At 73.0% G+C, this 18,666-nt stretch carries 19 protein-coding genes; 7 read left to right on the top strand and 12 right to left on the bottom strand.

All coding sequences use genetic code 11. The annotated features are described in order from the left end of the window. Positions 1–47: 47 nt before the first annotated feature. Together ACFZDA_RS05395 and ACFZDA_RS05390 are read right to left on the bottom strand one after the other, a co-directional pair. The gene (locus ACFZDA_RS05395; protein ID WP_391075250.1) at positions 48–401 is read right to left on the bottom strand and encodes a hypothetical protein; all 354 of its coding nucleotides are present in this window, start codon (positions 399–401) and stop codon (positions 48–50) included. A 66-nt stretch (positions 402–467) separates the two neighbouring features. Continuing rightward, the gene (locus tag ACFZDA_RS05390; RefSeq protein WP_391075248.1) at positions 468–1,370 is read right to left on the bottom strand and encodes a 2-dehydropantoate 2-reductase; all 903 of its coding nucleotides are present in this window, start codon (positions 1,368–1,370) and stop codon (positions 468–470) included. A 102-nt stretch (positions 1,371–1,472) separates the two neighbouring features. On the opposite strand from ACFZDA_RS05390, the gene ACFZDA_RS05385 reads away from it, so the two are divergent. Continuing rightward, entirely contained in the window at positions 1,473–1,703 is a 231-nt protein-coding gene (locus tag ACFZDA_RS05385) for a DUF2277 family protein (RefSeq protein WP_391075245.1), read from the top strand. A 13-nt stretch (positions 1,704–1,716) separates the two neighbouring features. Here ACFZDA_RS05385 and ACFZDA_RS05380 read toward each other — a convergent pair whose 3' ends face one another. The 5 genes from ACFZDA_RS05380 to ACFZDA_RS05360 form a co-directional block, all read right to left on the bottom strand. Further along, positions 1,717–2,322: a VTT domain-containing protein gene (locus ACFZDA_RS05380; protein ID WP_391075242.1), complete on the bottom strand. Its 606-nt coding sequence runs from the start codon at positions 2,320–2,322 to the stop codon at positions 1,717–1,719. Between the two features lie 215 nt (positions 2,323–2,537). Continuing rightward, on the bottom strand, positions 2,538–2,990 hold the full coding sequence (locus ACFZDA_RS05375; RefSeq protein ID WP_391075239.1) for a DoxX family membrane protein: 453 nt from the start codon (positions 2,988–2,990) through the stop codon (positions 2,538–2,540). A gap of 83 nt (positions 2,991–3,073) precedes the next feature. Further along, on the bottom strand, positions 3,074–4,987 hold the full coding sequence (locus ACFZDA_RS05370; RefSeq protein ID WP_391075237.1) for an FAD/NAD(P)-binding protein: 1,914 nt from the start codon (positions 4,985–4,987) through the stop codon (positions 3,074–3,076). Positions 4,988–5,170: 183 nt separating this feature from the next. Next, positions 5,171–6,808, bottom strand: a complete 1,638-nt coding sequence (locus tag ACFZDA_RS05365; protein WP_391075234.1) for an alkaline phosphatase D family protein — start codon at positions 6,806–6,808, stop codon at positions 5,171–5,173. A 99-nt stretch (positions 6,809–6,907) separates the two neighbouring features. Continuing rightward, positions 6,908–7,552: a DUF1524 domain-containing protein gene (locus ACFZDA_RS05360; protein WP_391075231.1), complete on the bottom strand. Its 645-nt coding sequence runs from the start codon at positions 7,550–7,552 to the stop codon at positions 6,908–6,910. Positions 7,553–7,942: 390 nt separating this feature from the next. Between ACFZDA_RS05360 and ACFZDA_RS05355 the strand changes: the two genes are divergently transcribed. Continuing rightward, the gene (locus ACFZDA_RS05355) at positions 7,943–8,524 is read left to right on the top strand and encodes a TMEM165/GDT1 family protein (RefSeq protein WP_391075228.1); all 582 of its coding nucleotides are present in this window, start codon (positions 7,943–7,945) and stop codon (positions 8,522–8,524) included. A 185-nt stretch (positions 8,525–8,709) separates the two neighbouring features. Next, positions 8,710–9,369, top strand: coding sequence for an HAD-IA family hydrolase (locus ACFZDA_RS05350; protein ID WP_391075225.1), 660 nt, complete (start codon positions 8,710–8,712; stop codon positions 9,367–9,369). 31 nt (positions 9,370–9,400) lie between these two features. Here the strand turns inward: ACFZDA_RS05350 and cpt are convergent, their stop codons facing one another. Both cpt and ACFZDA_RS05340 read right to left on the bottom strand, forming a co-directional pair. Next, positions 9,401–9,931, bottom strand: coding sequence for a chloramphenicol phosphotransferase CPT (gene cpt, locus ACFZDA_RS05345; RefSeq protein WP_391075222.1), 531 nt, complete (start codon positions 9,929–9,931; stop codon positions 9,401–9,403). Between the two features lie 27 nt (positions 9,932–9,958). Then, positions 9,959–10,906, bottom strand: a complete 948-nt coding sequence (locus tag ACFZDA_RS05340) for a peptidoglycan-binding protein (RefSeq protein ID WP_391075218.1) — start codon at positions 10,904–10,906, stop codon at positions 9,959–9,961. Positions 10,907–12,136: 1,230 nt separating this feature from the next. Between ACFZDA_RS05340 and ACFZDA_RS05335 the strand changes: the two genes are divergently transcribed. The 3 genes from ACFZDA_RS05335 to ACFZDA_RS05325 all read left to right on the top strand — a co-directional run bounded on the left by ACFZDA_RS05335 (position 12,137) and on the right by ACFZDA_RS05325 (position 15,571). Further along, entirely contained in the window at positions 12,137–14,176 is a 2,040-nt protein-coding gene (locus ACFZDA_RS05335; protein ID WP_391075215.1) for a DHA2 family efflux MFS transporter permease subunit, read from the top strand. A gap of 165 nt (positions 14,177–14,341) precedes the next feature. Beyond that, positions 14,342–15,058 (top strand): hypothetical protein, encoded by a 717-nt coding sequence (locus tag ACFZDA_RS05330; RefSeq protein ID WP_391075212.1) that lies wholly within the window; start codon positions 14,342–14,344, stop codon positions 15,056–15,058. 6 nt (positions 15,059–15,064) lie between these two features. Continuing rightward, complete coding sequence (locus tag ACFZDA_RS05325) at positions 15,065–15,571, top strand: hypothetical protein (RefSeq protein ID WP_391075210.1); 507 nt, start codon at positions 15,065–15,067, stop codon at positions 15,569–15,571. A 21-nt stretch (positions 15,572–15,592) separates the two neighbouring features. Here ACFZDA_RS05325 and ACFZDA_RS05320 read toward each other — a convergent pair whose 3' ends face one another. Then, positions 15,593–16,000: a DnaJ family domain-containing protein gene (locus ACFZDA_RS05320; RefSeq protein WP_391075207.1), complete on the bottom strand. Its 408-nt coding sequence runs from the start codon at positions 15,998–16,000 to the stop codon at positions 15,593–15,595. 88 nt (positions 16,001–16,088) lie between these two features. On the opposite strand from ACFZDA_RS05320, the gene ACFZDA_RS05315 reads away from it, so the two are divergent. Continuing rightward, positions 16,089–16,481 (top strand): hypothetical protein, encoded by a 393-nt coding sequence (locus ACFZDA_RS05315; RefSeq protein ID WP_391075204.1) that lies wholly within the window; start codon positions 16,089–16,091, stop codon positions 16,479–16,481. 9 nt (positions 16,482–16,490) lie between these two features. Here ACFZDA_RS05315 and ACFZDA_RS05310 read toward each other — a convergent pair whose 3' ends face one another. Both ACFZDA_RS05310 and proP read right to left on the bottom strand, forming a co-directional pair. Further along, a complete protein-coding gene (locus ACFZDA_RS05310) occupies positions 16,491–17,162 on the bottom strand; it encodes a class I SAM-dependent methyltransferase (protein WP_391075201.1) in 672 nt (223 codons plus the stop codon). A 103-nt stretch (positions 17,163–17,265) separates the two neighbouring features. After that, on the bottom strand, positions 17,266–18,639 hold the full coding sequence (gene proP, locus ACFZDA_RS05305) for a glycine betaine/L-proline transporter ProP (protein WP_391075198.1): 1,374 nt from the start codon (positions 18,637–18,639) through the stop codon (positions 17,266–17,268). Positions 18,640–18,666 lie beyond the last annotated feature (27 nt).

The following is an 18,666-nucleotide window of genomic DNA, read 5'->3' as shown; positions in this document are numbered from 1 at the left end:
GACCAAGCTCCTCGGTAAGAGCGGCTGACGTTGCGTACGTTCCGCCGCTACGAGGCCCCGTCCGTCTCCTCCGGCGGAGCCTCGTGCGCGTGCTTCAGCTCCGAGCGGGCCGTCACCCGCTCGGGGCCGGAGAGCTCGGACCAGTAGCGGTGCGTGCTGATGAACACCGCGAGTTCGTGTTCGCGTCGCCGGAGCTTCTCCACCTCGGCCTGTTCGTCGGCGGTCCAGCCGGGGGAGGCGGGGCGCTCCACCTTGCGCCAGCCGTTGTCGTCGCTGAAGCCGTCCAGTGGTTCGACCGACCAGGGGAGCCGCTTCAGCAGGGCCGACAGTTCGGCCCGGACCTGATGGAGTTCCTCCTGACCGGCGAGGAGGTCACTCGGAAAGTCATAGGTCGTTGCCACGACACAATGATACGCCTGTTCGAATTAGTCAGGCGAGTTTCTTCCCGTGGTCCGTGCGGCGTGCCGCTACGGATGTGCCCCGGCGGTCAGCTCGCCCACGACCCGTGCCGTCACCGGGGCCGGTACGCCGTGCCGCTCGGCCGCGCGGAGCAACGCGCCGCCGATGGCGTCCAGTTCGAGCGGCCGGCCCGCCTCGGCGTCGCGCTGCATCGAGGACTTCGTCGACGGCGGGAAGGCGTCGTAGCGGGCGAGGGCCCGCGCCGGGTCCGCCGGGCCGCCGCACGCGCGGCTGATCGCGGCGGTCTCCTCGACCAGTGCGGTCAGTTCGTCGCGGTGACGGGTGCGGACGTCTCCGAGAGGGACGCCGTAGCGGGTGGTCAGCAGGGCCATGGGGGCCAGGAACGACATCTTCGCCCACAGGGCCGCCGTCTCGTCGTCCTGGACCCGGGAGGCCGGGCCGGCGGCGGTGAGGATCTCGGCGAGGGTGTCGAGGCGGTCCCGGGGCACCGCCGCGCCGGTCAGGTCGACCTCCGCGAAGGGGCTGCCGTGTTCGATGACGCCCGGGGCGACACGGGTCGACTCGACGCGGATGACGGCGGGGGCGACGCGGTCGGGGCGGTAGCGGGCGCGCAGGGCCGCCGGGTGTTCGACGCCGTTCAGGAACGGCACCAGGAGTCCGTCGGCCAGCGCGGGGGCCGGGACGCGTGCCGAGGCGGCGTCGAGAGTGGTGTGCTTGACCGCCACCAGGCACGCGTCGACGGGCTCGCGCAGGTGCGTGTCCGCCTCGACCCGGGTCGTGAAGTCGCCGAAGTGGGCGCTGCGGACCCGGATGCCGTCCGTGCGCAGGGCACGGGCCGTTTCCTCGCCGGACAGGCAGATCACCCGGTGGCCGGCGCGGGCGAGCAGGGCGGCGAGCAGCCCGCCCACGCCGCCGGGGCCCAGGACGGCCACGGTGATGTCGTTCCCCATGTCGGGTTCCTCTCGTCGGTCGGCCCCACGGTGGTGGCCGCCTCGCGGAGATCATGGCAGGCGTCCCTGTCGTACGGGGGCCGGAAGGGCGAGACTGGGGGCATGTGCCGGAGTATCAAGACCTTGCGTCCGCCCGTCCTGCCCGAAGAGGCCACGGAAGCGGACATTCGGGCCGCCGCCTTGCAGTACGTGCGGAAGGTGTCGGGTTTCCGCGCCCCCGCCGCTCACAACCAGGAGGTGTTCGACCGCGCCGTGGAGGCTGTTGCGCAGGCCACGGCCGAGTTGCTGGACGGGCTGGAGATCCGCGGCGCCGGAGCCCAGCGGGCAAGCTAGGGCCTGCCGGGCCCTACGACACCCCCGACGCCCCCGGCTCCCTGCGCATCAGGTACGCCGCTCCCGCCCCCGCCCCGAACAACGCCGCCACCGACACCGCCGTGCCCAGCCAGCTCGCGCCCAGCCAGTGGGCGCCGAAGTAGCCGAGGGCGACGCTGTACACGGCCCAGGTGAGACCCGCCAGGGCCGACCAGGGGAGGAAGTCGCGGGCGCGATGGTGGGCGGCGCCCGCGCCGAGGGAGACGACCGAGCGGCCGGCGGGCGCGAAGCGGGCGAGGACGACGAGGGCCCCGCCACCCCGTGCGAGGGCCGTGCCGAGACGTTCCTGCGCGGTGCTCAGGCGCCGGGAGCGCGATATCGCCCGGTCCAGCCGGTCGCCGCCGCGCCAGGCGAGGCGGTAGGCGGCCAGGTCGCCCAGGACGGAGGCGGTGGCCGCGCAGAGGGTCAGCACCACGATGTCGGGCACGTCGGCCGCCGAACCCGCGGCCGCCGCCGTCGCGGCCGTGATCACCAGGACGCCGCTGGGCAGCACCGGCAGGAACACGTCGAGCAGGACGGACAGGGTCACCACCGCGTAGATCCATGGGCTGCCGAACAGCGACCCGACATGCTCCAGCACCGCAACTCCCCGTTGGTCCCCCGTGGGCCAGACCGTGCCCCGGTGGCGCGGCGGAGCGGCGGGAGTGGCCGATGACAGCCATACAGCGTACGCCTGGGGGCGACGGGCCGTTCACGGGGGTTCGGCACGGAGGGCCCCGCATGCGGCAAGCAGAACGGCGCCTCCCCTCACGCGAGGGGAGGCGCCGCTGCGCTCGATGCGGTCCGGGCCGCGGCTCAGGCCGCAACCGGCGTCCGGTCCGCGGCCTGCCGGTCCTGCGCCGAGGTGCGCCTGGCCAGCAGCCGGTCCACGCCGAACGCGCCGGAGCCCGTGAAGATCAGCAGGAACATGGACCAGCAGTACATGGCCGCACCCTCGCCGCTGTTGTCGATCGGCCACAGGGCCTGCGGCTGGTGGACCTTGAAGTACGCGTACGCCATCGAGCCGGAGGCGATGAAGGCCGCGACGCGGGTGCCCAGACCTAACAGGATGAGGATGCCGCCGACGAGTTCGATGACGGCCGCGTACCAGTTCGGCCAGGCGCCGGTCGCCGCGGTGGCGCCCTTGCCGTCCACGCCTCCGAGGACGCCGAAGAGCGCGACGGCGCCATGGCAGGCGAAGAGCAGGCCGATGACGATCCGGAACAGTCCGAGAGCGTACGGCTGCGCGCCGTTGAGGCGTGCGGTCATGTGGGGGACTCCTTCGGTTGGCCGGCCTGGGGAGGGCCGGTCCGGGGACGGAACCGATGAGTAACCCACGGTAGGTGTGCCTCCTAGATGCTTTCAAGTTCAACATTTGGCCACTGGTTCATCTGCGGCTGAGGCTCGCTGTGCCTCACAACCGCACGTAGGGCGGCTCTCGCTACCGCGTCCGCGTCCGAAAGTGTGACCGAATCCACGCCCGGACGCGCCCCCGCCGCCGTCACCCAGTGCACGCCCTCCGTCGGCACTCCGAAGGCGAACCGGCTGGTATGCGCGATTCCTTGACGGTCTATCAGGTAGTAGGGCCGCGGTGTCACGTCCAACCCACCTGTCTCATAACCGTCGACGGTGTGCGGACGGCACCGCCCGGTCCGCAGCAGCTCCGCAAGGAGTCCGTCGGCTGATTTCCGCAGGTCGGGTTCCGGCAGGCGGGCCTCTATGAGGGTTCTCGCACGCACGGCCGAGCCCGGCACATCGGGTGAGTGCGCCACCCAGGCCCCGTCCGCCTCCGTCACCCTCAGGCGCGGCCCGAGCACCCGCACCACCCCCGCCTCCACCAGGGCCGCCAGTTCCTCGATGCGCCGCCGGGGCGGGCCGATGGACAGGAAGGCGTTGAGCGGGGTGTACCAGCGGTCCAGGTGGTCCCGGCGGGAGGCGCCGGCGAGACCGCCGTGGTCCACGATCAGCCGGAGTTCGTTGCGCAGGTCGCGCAGCACGTCGAGAGCCGCCTTCAGCGGGCCGCGCACATTGCCCAGGGCCGCCTGCGCGGCGTCCTCGCGCAGATACGACAGCAGCCAGTCACGCCACTCGCCGGGATGCGCGAAGTCCCGTCCCGCGTACGGCCGGGCGATCCGCTCCCAGCTCCAGCGGTCGGCGTCCGCCACACCGAACTCGCCCAGCAGTACGGCCTCCTGGGGATCTCCGTGCGGCACGGACAGGAAGTGACCGGTGAACTCCTGGCACCGGCGCGCGGAGGCTCCCGCCCGCCGGAGCAGCGCCGTGCAGTACACCGTCTCCACCTCCTTGGCGACCAACGGCCATATCTCCGCCAGGAAGTCGGGCGCCTCCCCGGAGTCGGCGCGCTTGCGGAAGCCCGCGATCACGTCCGGTGTGAGGACCAGCGGGACGTGCCGGCCGTACGCCCCCTTCGCGTTGTCGCCGCGCGCCTGGTACGGGATGCCGCGCCGGGAACCGGCGTACAGCCGCGGTTCGCGGCCCGAGGGGAGATAGCGCAGGCTGCCCCGGGCGTCCCGTACGAAACGGCCGCCGCGGCCGGTCGTCAGCAGGGCCGTGTGGTCGAAGAAGTTGAGGCCGAGGCCGCGCAGCAGGACGGGCTCGCCGGGCGGCAGGGAGGACAGGTCGACGTCGGCGGGGTTGGCGGGCGGGACGTGGCGCAGGCCGTGGTGTGCGGCGTGGGCCGCCAGGCGCCGCTGGGCCGGGTCCGCGGTCGTCGCCAGGTGCCCCTGGGCCAGGACCACGGCGGACAGGCCGGTCAGGGTGCGGCCGTCGTCGAGGGTGAGGGTCTGGTGCCCGCCGGGGGTGTCGTCGAGCCGTGTCGCGCGGGCCCGGTGGGTCTCGACCCGGACGCCCGCCGGCGCGTCCCGGACGACCTGCGCGAACACCCACTCCAGGTAACGGCCGTACTCCGCCCTGGTCGGGTACTCGTCCGGGCCGAGGGTGCCGCGTGCCCACTCGTGCAGGCTCGGGCCCGGGCGGATCGGGCCCGAGCAGTCCACGCTGTCGTCGGTGAACAGGGTCACCTGGCAGGCCACGGTGTTCATCAGCAGCTCGGGCGACTGGTCGGTGCGCCAGACCCGGCCGGGTCCGGGCGGGTCCGGGTCGATCACGTGGACCGTCAGCCGGGCCCCGGGCGGGAGGAGCTCCGGGGCGGAGGCGCTGAGGCGTTCCAGGACGCTGGTGCCGCGCGGGCCGGCACCGACCAGCGCGACGGAGAGCGGGGCGGATTCTGCGGTCGGCGCAGGCAAGGGTGGGACTCCCGGGCGTGTGGGGCGCGGTCGGCGGTCCGTCGGTGGGGAAGCGGACGGTCCGCCTCATCATGCCGTCGCCGGGAGCGGGAACGGAGAAGCGCGGCGAAGGATTGACCGCGCTGTGGGACGTGTCACGAGCATCACGGGTCACAGGGCGGCAAACGGGCGGGAACAGGCCCGTTATGGGGCAAGCTCGGAGTCCAGGAGTGTCGTCAGGCGAGGGTCCTCACCCTTGCGCGTCCGCGCCTGCTCCAGCCGCAGCCGGGCCGAACGGCCGCGCAGGGTCAGCGTCATGAGCTGGTTGCCGAACCAGGGGCCGCCCGTCTTGCGCCAGCTCACCGGCGGCCGGGGGAGGCGTCCGTGCCGGGCGAGAGCGCGGCCGAGCCCGCGCGCCACCGCGCTCCAGCCGATGCGGAAACCCGTCCGGATCGACGCGGGGACGGAGTTGTGGACGGGCGAGCAGACGAGCTGCACCACCTTGGCGTCCGGGCCCCGCCCGGGCCAGGAGGGCTCGGCGACGTAGGCGTGGTGCACGTCCCCGGACAGCACGCACACCGTCGCCGGGGCGCCCCGCCCCGAGCCGGCCTCGGCGATCAGCTCCGCCAGCCCGGCGAACGACTCGGGGAACGCCGCCCAGTGCTCCAGGTCCGCGGCGCGCCGCACCTTCTCCCCGAACCGCGCCCAGCGCTCGCCCCGTTCGCCCTGGCACAGCGCAGCGTTCCAGCCCTCGGCGTCGTGCACCAGATGCGGCAGCAGCCAGGGCAGCGAGGTGCCGAGGAGGAGATGGTCGTACGACCCGGGTGTGTCGCGCACCTGCGCGCGCAGCCAGGCCTCCTCGTCCGGGTCGAGCATGGCGCGGCTGCCCTCGGTGAGGACCCGGGCCGCCCGGCTGTCGATCATGAGCAGGCGCACGCGCCCGAAGTCGCGCCGGTAGCTCCAGCGGGCCGTGGCCGGGTCGGCGTCGGCCCGGGCGGCGAAGGCGCGCAGCACGTCGGTGCCGTCGGGGACCTCGCGGACGCCCTCGTACACCGGGTCGGCCGCCAGCTCCGCCGGGGAGAGGTTCCCCAGGTGCTGGTGGACCCAGTACGACATCAGGCCGCTCAGCAGCCGCTCCCGCCACCAGTCGGTGGCCCGCATGTCGGCGAGCCAGGCGGCGGAGGTGTTCCAGTCGTCGATGACGTCGTGGTCGTCGAAGATCATGAAACTGGGCACGGTGGACAGCAGCCAGCGGATGCGGGGGTCGAGCCACGACTCGTAGTACAGGTGCGTGTATTCCTCGTAGTCCGCGACCCCGTTGCCTGGCGGGTCGTCCAGGTCACGGCGGGCCGCCAGCCAGCGCTGCGTCGTCTCGGAGGTCTCGTCGGCGTACACCTGGTCGCCGAGCAGCAGCAGGACGTCGGGCCGCTCGCCCTCCGGGTCGGCCACGAGGCGGGTGGCCAGCGCGTTCAGGGCGTCCGGGCCCACCGGGTCGTGCCCGCCGGCCGGCGGGGCGGCCCAGCGGCAGGAGCCGAAGGCGACCCGGAGGCCGCCCTCGCCGCCCGGCGCGAGGATCGACGAGGGCGGGAAGGGCGATTCGGGCAGCGGCCACACGCGGGTGCCGTCGAGGAAGACCTCGTACGCCGTGGCCGTACCGGCCGTGAGGCCGGTCACCGTGATCAGCGCGTAGTGGTGGCCCGCGACCTGGAAGGTCGGGGCCGTGCCGCCGGCGCCGTCGGCGCAGCGCACCGCGGCCGTGCACGGACGGCTCGTCTCGACCCATACGGTCGCGGACGCGCCGTCCGTGTACCTCAGCAGCGGTCCGAGCCGCAGTCCGGCCATCGCCGATCCCCTCTCCGTCGCCCCGTACGGTACGCAGCGACGGAGGTCGGCGGGGAGGTCCCGGCGTGAAAATCGCGCGTGTCAGCGGTGCGCGACGTGTCAGCAGTTGGCGAGGTAGTTCTGGAGGGCGGACTTCTCGGCCGAGTCGACCGAGAGGCCGTAGTAGTACTTCACCTGGACCCAGGCGCGGACGTAGGTGCAGCGGTAGGCCGTCCGGGAGGGCATCCAGGTGGCCGGGTCCTGGTCGCCCTTGGCCTGGTTGACGTTGTCGGTGACGGCGATGAGCTGGGGGCGGGTCAGGTCGTTGGCGAAGGACTGGCGGCGGGAGGTCGTCCAGGAGTCGGCCCCGGAGTCCCAGGCCTCGGCCAGCGGGACCAGGTGGTCGATGTCGACGTCCGAGGCGGCGGACCAGGTCGCTCCGTCGTAGGGGGAGTACCAGCTGCCGCTGGTGGCGGCGCAGGAGGAGTCCTGCTGGACGTTGGAGCCGTCGCGCTTGAGGACGACCTCGCGGGTGTTGCAGGCGCCGGACTGGGTGATCCAGTGCGGGAAGAGGTCGCGGTCGTAGCCGGTGCGGTCCTCGGTGGCCACGGTGAGCGAGGCGAGGTAGGAGCGGGCGGTGGCCCCGCTGACGGGGGTGGGCAGGGCGGCGGAGGCGGCCGGGCCGTTGAGCAGCCCGGCCGAGGCTATGAGACCGGTGAGGCCCGCGAGTATGCTGAGGCGTCGACGCGCGTAGAACTTCGGCATGCGAACTCCCTTGTGGGGTGGGGGCGTTGGGCTGCGAGCGAGGGAATGCTCGTCGCGCCGTGTTGCGGGGAGGTGTGCGCCCGGTGAGAAGTTAGTGACGCGTGCATGACATGACAAGGTTCAGGGCGGAACTTTTCGTTCCAGGCGTGTCGCGTACCATGGACGGCGCAGAAGGGGAGTAGCTCTTCGCCGGACCGTCGACATACTGCTCAGCTCGTCTGAGCCGGCGCCCGGAGGCAGGTCCTTTCGACGGACCGGCCAGCGAGACCTTCGGCAAGCAGTGCACGCCCGTGCCCCACGGCACGGGCGCCGAATGTGCTGCCGTGCCGAGGTGTCGTGTGTGAGGATCCAGCACTCTCGGCGGGGCAGCCCCGACCGATTGAGGAACCCTTGATCAGCCTGACCGTGACGGCCGTCGTCTTCGGTGTCGTCTTTCTCGCCGAACTGCCGGACAAGACCGCCCTGGCCGGCCTCGTCCTCGGCACCCGCTACCGCGCCTCCTACGTCTTCGCCGGTGTCGCCGCCGCGTTCGCGCTGCATGTCGCGCTCGCCGTCGCGGCGGGCAGTGTGCTGACGCTGCTGCCGCAGCAGCTCGTGCAGGCGCTGACGGGTGTGCTCTTCCTGGGCGGGGCCGCGGTGCTGCTGCTGAAGAAGGGCGAGGAAGAGGAAGAGGTGCGCAAGCCGGAGAACCAGTCCTTCTGGAAGGTCTCGGGCGCGGGCTTCATGCTCATCCTGGTCGCCGAGTTCGGTGATCTCACGCAGATCATGACGGCGAACCTGGCCGCCCGCTACGACGACCCGCTCTCCGTCGGCCTGGGTGCGGTGCTCGCGCTGTGGGCGGTGGCCGGGATCGGCATCGTCGGCGGAAAGGCGCTGATGAAGAAGGTGCCGCTGCGGCTGATCACGCAGGTGGCGGCGCTGGTGATGCTGGGGCTCGGGGTGTGGAGCCTGTGGGAGGCCGTGGCCGGGTGAGCCGGGGGCGAGCTGAACGGTGGGTGAACGTCCGCGGCAGGCCCTGGCCGATCCGGGAATTGTTTTGTACCGTGGAGGAACAAAGTGGCTCCCGCCCGTTTTCCCTGACCGGCGGGCGGGGCCGCCTTGTTCCGCCCGGGGGCTGAGCCTCGCCCTCGTTCGCGCCCTGAGCCTTGGAGCTGCCGATGACGGCCACCGCCGTGCTCACCGCCCGCGCCCTCCTGCTGGACATGGACGGCACCCTCGTCAACTCCGACGCCTCGGTCGAACGCGTCTGGCGGCGCTGGTCCGAGCGGCACGGGCTCGACCCGGACGAGGTCATGAAGGTCGTCCACGGACGGCAGGGATACGCGTCGATGGCGCTGCTGCTGCCCGGTCGGCCGATGGAGCACAACCACGCGGACAACGCCCGGATGCTCGCCGAGGAGACGGCCGACACCGAGGGTGTCGTCCCGGTCCCCGGGGCGCCGGAGTTCCTCGCCTCACTGCGGGGCCTGCCGCACGCGCTGGTGACCTCCGCCGATGTCCCGCTGTCGACGGCGCGGATGGCCGCGGCCGGGCTGGAGCTGCCCGAGGTGCGGGTGACCGCGGAGTCCGTCGGGGCGAGCAAGCCCGACCCGGAGGGCTTTCTGAAGGGCGCCGCCGAGCTGGGTGTGGCGCCTGAGGACTGTGTGGTGTTCGAGGACTCCGGGGCCGGGATCGCGGCCGGGCGGGCCGCCGGGATGACGGTGGTCGGGGTCGGGTCCCGGGCCGCGTTCCACGAGCCGGACGTGGTGGTGGACGACCTGACGCGGGTGCGGGCGGAGGCCGTGGGGGACGGGACGATCCGGCTGCACATCGGGTGAGGCAGGCTCGGGGGCGTCGCCGTGCTGTCGGTCAGACGTGGGCGGCGATGGTGCGCGCACACACCAGGGACTCGGTGTGGGTGGTGTCCACCTCCACGTCGTAGCGCACGCCCTCGTGGACGAGGCGTGCCTGTGACGCGGCCATGCCCCGGACCCGGTCGCCTCGGGCGATCTCACGCCCCTCGGCGACCGCGCTGTCGCACCTGACGCCGACCCACAGCACGTCGAGTCCGGCCAGGGCCTTCCGCCAGCGCTCCTGCGAGTGCGGTCCGCCGAGGAAGACGTCGTCGACGATGATCCTGGCTCCGGCGCGGGCCATCGCGGCGATGCCCTCGGTCCAGGCCGCGTCCAGGGCGCGGAACTGCGCGCCCACGCTCACCCCGCCGTCCGCCGCGAAAGCGATCCCTTCCTCCGAGCCCCGCATCCTCGCGGGCAGCGCCTCGACGAACGAGTCGACGCCGAAGGCCGCCCAAGGGTCCGGCAGCACCTCTTGCAGACACCGGACGATCCCGGACTTGCCCGAGCTCGAACCGCCGTTGAGCACGATCACCTGTGTAGTCACGGCGTCACAGTAGGGCGGCCGGGGCGGTCACGGCTGCTTGGTTTCCGACTCCAGCTTCGCCCGCGTCTCCCGGTCGTAGACGCCGAGGTCGTCGGTCTGGACGCCGCGTGACCACTGGTAGTTGCGGACGGCCTCCTCCAGCCGGCTGTCGTAGTCGCCGTCGGCGTCCTCACCGTAGAGGTACAACTGGCGCAGCCGGAGCTGGAGTTCGGTGACCTCCGGGCCGCGGTCGCCGAGGCGCAGGACGGTCGGGCCGCCGTTCTGGCGGGAGTTGCCGGGGGGTGCCTTCCCGGGGCCGGTGGGCGTGGCGGACGTCTGGGGCGCCGACGGGGTGACCGACTGCGACGGGCTGGGCGAGGCGCTCGAAGCGGACGGCGACGGGGAGGCCGACGGGCTCCCGGTGGCCGGCGGCGACGGCGGCGGCACGGCGGGGGCCGACGGCGTGACCGGTGCGCTGCGCGCCGGGGGCGTGGACGCCGGACTGCTCGACGGGGCGTCCGGCACGCTCGCCCGGAGGTCGTCCGGCAGCGCGGTGTCCCGGGACGGCGCCTCGTAGGTGAACAGCCCGCTGGCATACCCGGCCGCCGCCACGACGGCGACACAGGCCCCGGCGGCCACACCGAGCAGCGCCCCCCGCCGCCGACGCCGGGTCCTCGACCCGCCCTCATCCGATTCCACCCTGCCCGGCCCTCGCCCGTCTCCGCCGAAAAGCCGCAGGTCGGTGACGCTGGGCTCGGCAGGGGAGGGGGCCAGGGGGGTCGGGAGCGGGGTGGTGGCGGCCGAGGCGGGCAGCCCGGTGCTCCCCGGCATGACCGGGGAGGCCGACGGCCCGGAGGTGTCCGGCGAGGCCGGGGAAACCGGCAGCACGGTGGTCGCGTCCGGGTCGACCGGCCGCAGGGGCATGGTCGCCTCGGCGGGGGAGGGCGGCGGTGGGGTGGCGCCTTCGGCGGCCGGGGTTTGCCCGGGGGGCGTCACGGGCCGTCGTGGGGCGCCTTCGGCTGCCTGCGCGGGGGCGTCGGCGTGCCGGGGCTCCGCCGGGTGGGTCTGGAGACGCTGCGGGGTGCCGTCAGAAGCCCGCCCGAAGGGCTGCCGTGGGGTGCCGTCGGTCGCCCTCGCGGCCTCCCGGCGCGAGAGCGGGCCGTCCGCGTGCGCTCGCCGGGAACCGCTTTCGACAGCCCGTGCGGGGTCCGTGGGCGAGAGCGGGCTGTCTGCGTGCGCCAAGCGTGGGGTGCCTTCGGTCGCCCCCGCCAAGGCGTGGGCCTCTGCCGGGGAGGGCCGCCCGTCCGCGTGCCTTGGCTGCGGGGAGCCTTCGGCGGCACGGCCGGGAGCGTCGGCAGGCGAGGTGTGGCCATGCCGGGGTGAGTCGGAGTGGTTCGCCGAGGACGGCACGTCGGCGTGCCGGGGCTCCGCCGGGTGGGTCGAGGGACGCTGCGGGGTGCCGTCGGATGCCCGCCCGAGGGGCTGACCTGGGGTGCCGTCGGTCGCCCGGGCGGGGTCCGTGGGCGAAGGGCGGCCGTCCGTGTGCGCTCGCCGGGTGCCTTCGGGTGCCCGCGTGGGACGCTCAGGGCCCGGGGCCTTCGCGTGCCAGAGCGCGGTCGGAACGTCCGCGCGGGCGGCGGCAGACCGGGCAGGGGCGTCACCCGGGGACGGCTGTGCGGGTTCGCCGGAGTGGCTGGGCCGGGGCCGTTGCGGGGCGGCGTGGGGCGGCTGTCCCTGAGGCTCGGCGGGCGTGGGCGGGCCGTCCGTGCGGTTGCGCCGGGCGGCTTCCGCCGCCCGCGCGGCAGCGTCGGCGCGTAAGGGCGCGGCATCCGCCGAAGGGCCGCGAGGGGTGTGCTCGTCCCCGGAGGGGTCCGTCACCGGCTCGGGCGTGAGTTCCACGTACGGGCGGATGCGGAGCGGGTCGAAGTCCTCCGCTGCCGCCGCCTGAGTCGTGCGGGTGGTGCGGAGGGCCTCTGCGGCGCGGTGCGCGCAGGTGCAGGACGGGGTGTTGTCCGGCTGTCTGGGCGTGCCGCACTCCGGGCACGGGTGGTCGTTCGGCTGTTCCACGCGTTCCTCCCTCCCCTCGCGAACTCCAGAGGTTATCCAGATCTTCTCCACAGTGCGGAGGGCCGGCTCCCGGAATGAAAGCTTCCAAAAGGACTCGTCGGGCCATAACAGGTCACACCGGTCAGGATGGAAAATGTCACAGGAGCCTGAGGAGGTCTCATGGCCGGGCATGCGCACGCCACGACGGCGCCGGACCAGGGTGCCGCCGTCCGGGAACAGGTGCCCGGGAACGTCCTGGTCTCCATCGGCGCCCTGCTGTTCGGCATGCTGCTCGCCGCCCTCGACCAGACCATCGTGTCGACCGCGCTGCCCACCATCGTCAGCGACCTCGGCGGCCTGGACCACCTGTCCTGGGTGGTCACCGCCTACCTGCTGGCCGCGACCGCCGCGACCCCGCTGTGGGGCAAACTCGGCGACCAGTACGGCCGCAAGCGGCTGTTCCAGACAGCCATCGTCATCTTCCTCGTCGGCTCCGCACTGTGCGGCACGGCGCAGGACATGGGCCAGCTCATCGCCTTCCGGGCCGTGCAGGGTCTCGGCGGCGGCGGGCTGCTGGTGTTGTCGATGGCCCTCGTCGGCGACCTCGTGCCGCCTCGTGAACGCGGGCGCTACCAGGGGCTGTTCGGGGCCGTGTTCGGCGCCACCAGCGTGCTCGGGCCGCTGCTCGGCGGGCTGTTCACCGAGCACGCCAGCTGGCGTTGGGTGTTCTACGTCAATCTGCCCGTCGGGGCCGTCGCCCTCGCGGTGATCGCGGCCGTGCTGCACATTCCGCGCCGGGCCACGCGGCACGTCATCGACTACCTCGGCACGTTCCTCATCGCGGCCGTCGCCACCTGCCTGGTGCTCGTCGCCTCCCTCGGGGGCACGACCTGGGGATGGGGATCCGCGCAGATCGTCGCGCTCGCGGTGCTGGGCGTCGTCCTCGCCGCCTTCTTCGTGGCCGTCGAGCGGCGGGCCGCCGAACCCGTCCTGCCGCTGAAGCTCTTCCGCGTCCGCACCTTCACGCTCGCCGCCGTGATCAGCTTCGTCGTCGGCTTCGCCATGTTCGGCGCGCTGACCTACCTTCCGACGTTCCTCCAGGTCGTGCACGGCATCAGCCCGACCATGTCCGGTGTGCACATGCTGCCGATGGTGCTGGGGCTGCTGCTGGCCTCCACGGCCTCCGGGCAGATCGTCAGCCGGACCGGCCGCTGGAAGGTGTTCCCGATCGCCGGCACGGGCGTCACCACACTCGGGCTGCTCCTGCTCCACCAGCTCGACGAGCACAGCTCCACCGCCGAGCTGAGCGGTTTCTTCTTCGTCTTCGGCCTGGGCCTCGGCCTGGTGATGCAGGTCCTCGTGCTCATCGTGCAGAACGCCGTCCCGTACGAGGACCTGGGCGTCGCCACCTCCGGCGCCACCTTCTTCCGCTCCATCGGCGCCTCGTTCGGCGTCGCCGTCTTCGGCACGGTCTTCGCGGGCCGGCTCGGCGACCAGCTCACGGACGCCTTCCGCGGGACCCCGCTGCCGCCCGGCGTCTCCGTCGGCGCGCTGGAGGCCGACCCGCGCGGCATCGCCGCCCTGCCGCCCGGCCTGCGCCCGCCGGCCCTGCACGCGTACTCCGTGTCCATCACGGACGTCTTCCTGTACGCCGCCCCGGTCGCGCTCCTCGGCTTCGTGCTGGCCTGGTTCCTGAAGGAGGACCGGCTGCGCGGCTCGGTCACCGCGCCCGACGTCACGGAGACCCTGGCCAGCAACCCCGTCGAGCGGTCCTCGTACGACGAGGTGTGCCGCGCGCTGTCGGTGCTCGGCACCCGCGCGGGGCGGCGTGAGATCTACCGGAAGATCACCGACCGGGCGGGCTACGACCTGCTGCCCGCGGCGAGCTGGCTGCTGCTGCGGACCAGGCGGTACGGCTCGGTGGAGCCGGCCGTGCTGGCCGAGCGGATGCCCGTGCCGCTGGCCGTGATCATGGAGGCCGTACGCCAGGTCGAGGAGCGCAGGCTCGTCGTGCGCACGGGCCTCGACATCGTCCTGACCGACCGGGGACGCGAGGTCGCCGACCGGCTGGCCGAGGCCCGTGAGGTGTCTCTCGGCGAGCTGCTCGGCGACTGGTGGGGGCCGGACCGGCCGACCGATCTCGTCCAACTCGTGCGGGAGTTGAACAGCGAACTGTGCGGCTCGCGCCGGGAGCGGCCGTATGCCGAGCGGCCGGTCTGAACGAGGGCAGCGGCATGCTCTGCGGGGGCCGTAGCGGGTCCGCGGCCCCATGACCCCGGGGGCGTCCGCGGCCCGGGCGTCGTTTGGGGGTCCGCTTGCGGGCTACCCGGTCGGCGAACCGGCTCGCGAGGACAGCCGGTTGGGCCGAGAACCCGGAAGGCATTCATGTCCACTGGCCTGATCATTGCTCTGATCGTGATCGCGGCGGTCGTCGTCATCATCGCGGCCGTCATGACCCTGCGCACCCGAGGGGCTCGGCGCGGCCCGAGCCTGAAGCGGCGCTTCGGACCCGAGTACGACCTGGCCGTCGCCCGGCACGACGGCGACGCCAAGGCCGCCGAGCGCGAGCTGGCCGAGCGCGTGCAGCGCCACGGCGAGCTGCGCGAACGCGCGCTGGAGCCGGCGCGGCGCGAGCAGTACGAGGCGCGCTGGACGGCCGCTCAGGAGCGGTTCGTCGACTCGCCTCGGGAAGCGGTCGCCGAGGCGGACCGGCTGCTCGCGGAGCTCGCCGGTGCCCGGGGCTTCCCGGACGGCGGGCAGTACGAGGAACAGCTCGCCGCGCTGTCCGTGCACCACGCCCACCATGTGGACGGCTACCGGCGCGTCCACCGCGCGGCGCACCTGCGCGCGGACGACGCCCGCGACGGCGGCACCGGTACGGAAGACATGCGTGAGGCCATGGTGGCGGCCCGCGCCCTGTTCGAGGAGCTGGTGCGGCCGGCACGCCACGACGGCGGAGGCCACACCGCGGGCCCGCACCTGGGCGGACGCCATGAAGGCGGACGCCACAAGGCCGGGCTGAACGACGGCCGCAACGCTCCGGCGGGCCGCGGCGGACACATGCCGTGGGCGCTGCACCGACGTCAGGCGAAGGAGAGTTGAGATCCGATGTCCGACATGACCCGACCGCCCGGCGACCCCGCTCCCGGCACCCCCGGAACCCCCGGAACCCCGGGCACCCCCGATGTCCGCGGCTCGTCCACCGGCCCCGGCACCACCGGCACCACCGGCACCCCCGACGCCCGCGGTGAGACCGCCCTGGGCACCGGTCACGGCACGGCGCCGCACGGCACGACGGACAGCGCCACCGGAAAGGGGCACGGCACGCACCTGCTCCCCCACGACGAGTCCGACAAACTCGTCTCGCAGTTGCACCACGCCGTCGCCGAGTTCGTCGACGCGCCCCGGGCCGCCGTCGAGGAGGCCGACCACGTCCTGGAGGAGATCGCGGCCCGGTTCACCGAGGCCGTGACACAGCGCCGCCGCACCCTGCGCCACTCCTGGCAGTCGGTGGAGGGCGGCGAGGGCAGGCCCGTGTCGAGCGGCGACACCGAGCAGTTGCGGCTGGCCCTGAAGGACTACCGGGAGCTGGCGGAACGGCTGCTGCACGTGTGAGCCGGGTGCCCCGGGCCCCGGTCACCGACCGTCCCGGCGCTCCCGCCATTGCCGTACGACGTCCTCGACGTCGTACGGCTTCTTGCCGAGCGGGGGGCCGGGCGGCGGCTTGAACATCATCTCGCGGATCCTGTCGTTGATCTCGCCGATGATCTTCCTGACGGCCTGCTCCGAGGGCGCCGCGTACGCGGCCGTCAGCGCGTCCTCCGCCTCCTTGCGCAGCGCCAGCGTCGGCGGCAGGACCGAGAGGCCCTCGCGGGCCATCTTCCGCTTGACCCACCACAGTTCGTCGTAGGTGGCGTCCACATCGGCCGGCAGCGGTTTGCCCGCCCCGGGCAGCCGCTCGAACTCGCCGCGTGTCTCCGCGTCACGGATTTGCTTGTCGACCCAGGACTCGAAGTCGACGCCGGGTGGCTTTCGCTCGGTCATGAACTCATTGTGCCGGACACCGTGCGGCCTCGCGTTCTATCATGCGGCGGGCTTGCAGTCCCACCAGGACGTCTCAGGAGGAGCGCACGTGCTCGAACTCACCATGGCCGCCGTGTCCGCGGCGGAGGAGGGTGCCACGGCCGGCATGCTCATGGCCGACGCGCCCAGCGAGCCGGGCGCCGTGCTGCGGGTGGGCCGCGACAAGTCGGTGTGCCGCCTCTCCACGCCGGACGACTGGCTGTTCGTCTCCCGTGTCCACCTGGAGTTCCTGTGCGGGGCCGACGGGACCTGGCAGCTGACCTGGCTGCGCGGCTCCCAGCCCGATCCGTCCTCCGAAGTCCGGCTCACGGTCGGGGAGTACGCCCAGCCCCTCGCCTACGGCGGCACCGTCCCGCTGCCCCGGGGCGGCAGCGGCGAGGTCGTCGTCCAGGATCGCACCGCCCCGCGCAGCGTCAACGTCGGCTTCTTCCACGAGGTGTGACGCAGGCGGTCAGGCCAGCACCCGTGCCAGCGCGAACCCGTCGTACCCCTTCATGCCGACCGTCTGGATCGCCGTGCCGCTCAACCGCGGGTGGCTGCCGATCAGTTCGATCGCGGCGCGGGTGCCCGTGACGTCCGGTGCCGTGCTCGCCGCGTCGGTCACCCGGCCGCCGCGCACGACGTTGTCGAGGACGATCAGGCTGCCCGTGCTGGTGAGCTTCAGGGCCCACTCCACGTAGTGCGGGTTGTTGGCCTTGTCGGCGTCGATGAAGACCAGGTCGAAGGGGGGCGGGTTCTCGTCGGCCAGCTGGGGCAGCGACTCCAGGGCCGGGCCCACCCGGACCTCGACGAGCGTGTCCAGGCCGGCGCGGGCGATGTTGCGGACGGCGACCTCGGCGTGCTTGGGGTCGTACTCCAGGGAGACCAGCCGCCCGTCGGGGGGCAGGGCACGGCCCAGCCAGATCGTGCTGTAGCCGCCGAGCGTGCCGATCTCCAGGATGTGGCGGGCGCCCTGGATCTGGGCCAGGAGCTGGAGGAGCTTGCCCTGGTTGCCGGCGACGTTGATGTGCGGAAGCCCGGCGGCGTCGCTGTCGCGCAGTGCGGCCGCCAGGGCTTCGTCGTCCGGGGCGAGGCGGTCGGTGAAGTAGGCGTCGACCTCGTCCCAGACGTGCGACTCGCTCATGCACCTCTACCTTTCGTACGCATAGTTAGTGTCCCTAACTACTGGCGTGACGAAGATACGTGGTGCACCGGTTCACTGTCAGGGGGATTTCCTCCGGCGTGTCTCATTCGGCCACGGACGGTGCCGAACCCGGCAGCGGGCGCCCGGCCGACTCCGCCATGCGCCACACCGCGAAACCGCCGATGACGGCCGCGGCCATCATGTAGTACGCGGGCATCATCATGTTCCCGGTGGCGCCGATCAGGGCCGTGACCACCAGCGGCGTCGTGCCGCCGAACAGGGACACGGAGACGTTGAAGCCGATGGACAGCGAGCCGTAGCGGACCTTCGTCGGGAACAGCGCCGGGAGCGCCGAGGGCATGGCCGCCGTGAAGCAGACCAGCAGCAGGCCGAGGGCGCCCATGCCGAGGGCGACCGCGAGCAGGCTGCCCTCGCGGATCAGCAGCAGGGCCGGGACGGACAGCAGCAGGAAGCCCGCGCAGCCGGCGGCGATCACCGGACGGCGGCCGACCCGGTCGGTCAGCGCGCCGGCGAACGGCTGGACGATCATCATCAGGGCCATCACGCCGAGCACGACGAGCAGGCCGTGGGTCTCGTCGTAGTGGAGCTGACCGGTCAGGTAGCTCGGCATGTACGACAGCAGCATGTAGTCGGTGACGTTGAAGACCAGCACCAGGCCGACGCAGAGCAGCAGCGCGCGCCACTGGCCGGTGATCATCTCGCGCAGCGGCACCTTGGGGCGGTGGGTCTCGGCCTTCTCGACCTCGGCCGCGAACGCCGGGGTCTCCTCAAGACGCAGCCGCAGGTAGAGGCCGATGATGCCCATCGGGCCCGCGATCAGGAACGGGACGCGCCAGCCCCAGGAGGTCAGGTCGTCGGCGGAGAGCAGGGCCGTCATCACCGTGACCAGGCCCGCGCCGCCGATGTAGCCGGCGAGGGTGCCGAACTCCAGCCAGCTGCCGAGGAAGCCGCGCCGCTTGTCGGGGGCGTACTCGGCGATGAACGTGGAGGCACCCGCGTACTCGCCGCCGGTGGAGAAGCCCTGCACGAGGCGGGCCACCAGGAGCAGGATCGGCGCGCCGACACCGATCGTCGCGTACGACGGGATCAGGCCGATCGCGAAGGTGCCCGCGGCCATCATGATCATGGTGAGCGCGAGGACCTTCTGGCGGCCGACGCGGTCGCCGAGCGGGCCGAAGACCATGCCGCCGAGCGGGCGGACCAGGAAGGCCGCGGCGAAGGCGCCGAACGTGGAGAGCAGCTGTGCGGTGGGGTTGCCCGAGGGAAAGAAGACCTTGCCCAGCGTGACCGCGATGTAGCTGTAGACACCGAAGTCGAACCATTCCATCGCGTTGCCCAGCGCCGCCGCCTTCACGGCGCGCTTGACGAGCGCGGGGTCGGTGACGGTGGTGTCGCGGGTTTTCGCCGCGCGGCTCTTCAGGCCGGACGCGGGAGCGACGACTGAGACAGTCGACAAGACTCGCTCGCCTACCTTTCGACGGGG

The sequence above is a fragment of the Streptomyces sp. NPDC007991 genome (genome assembly GCF_042958445.1).
GTDB lineage: Bacteria > Actinomycetota > Actinomycetes > Streptomycetales > Streptomycetaceae > Streptomyces.
This window is presented reverse-complemented; position numbering and strand designations above follow the sequence as displayed.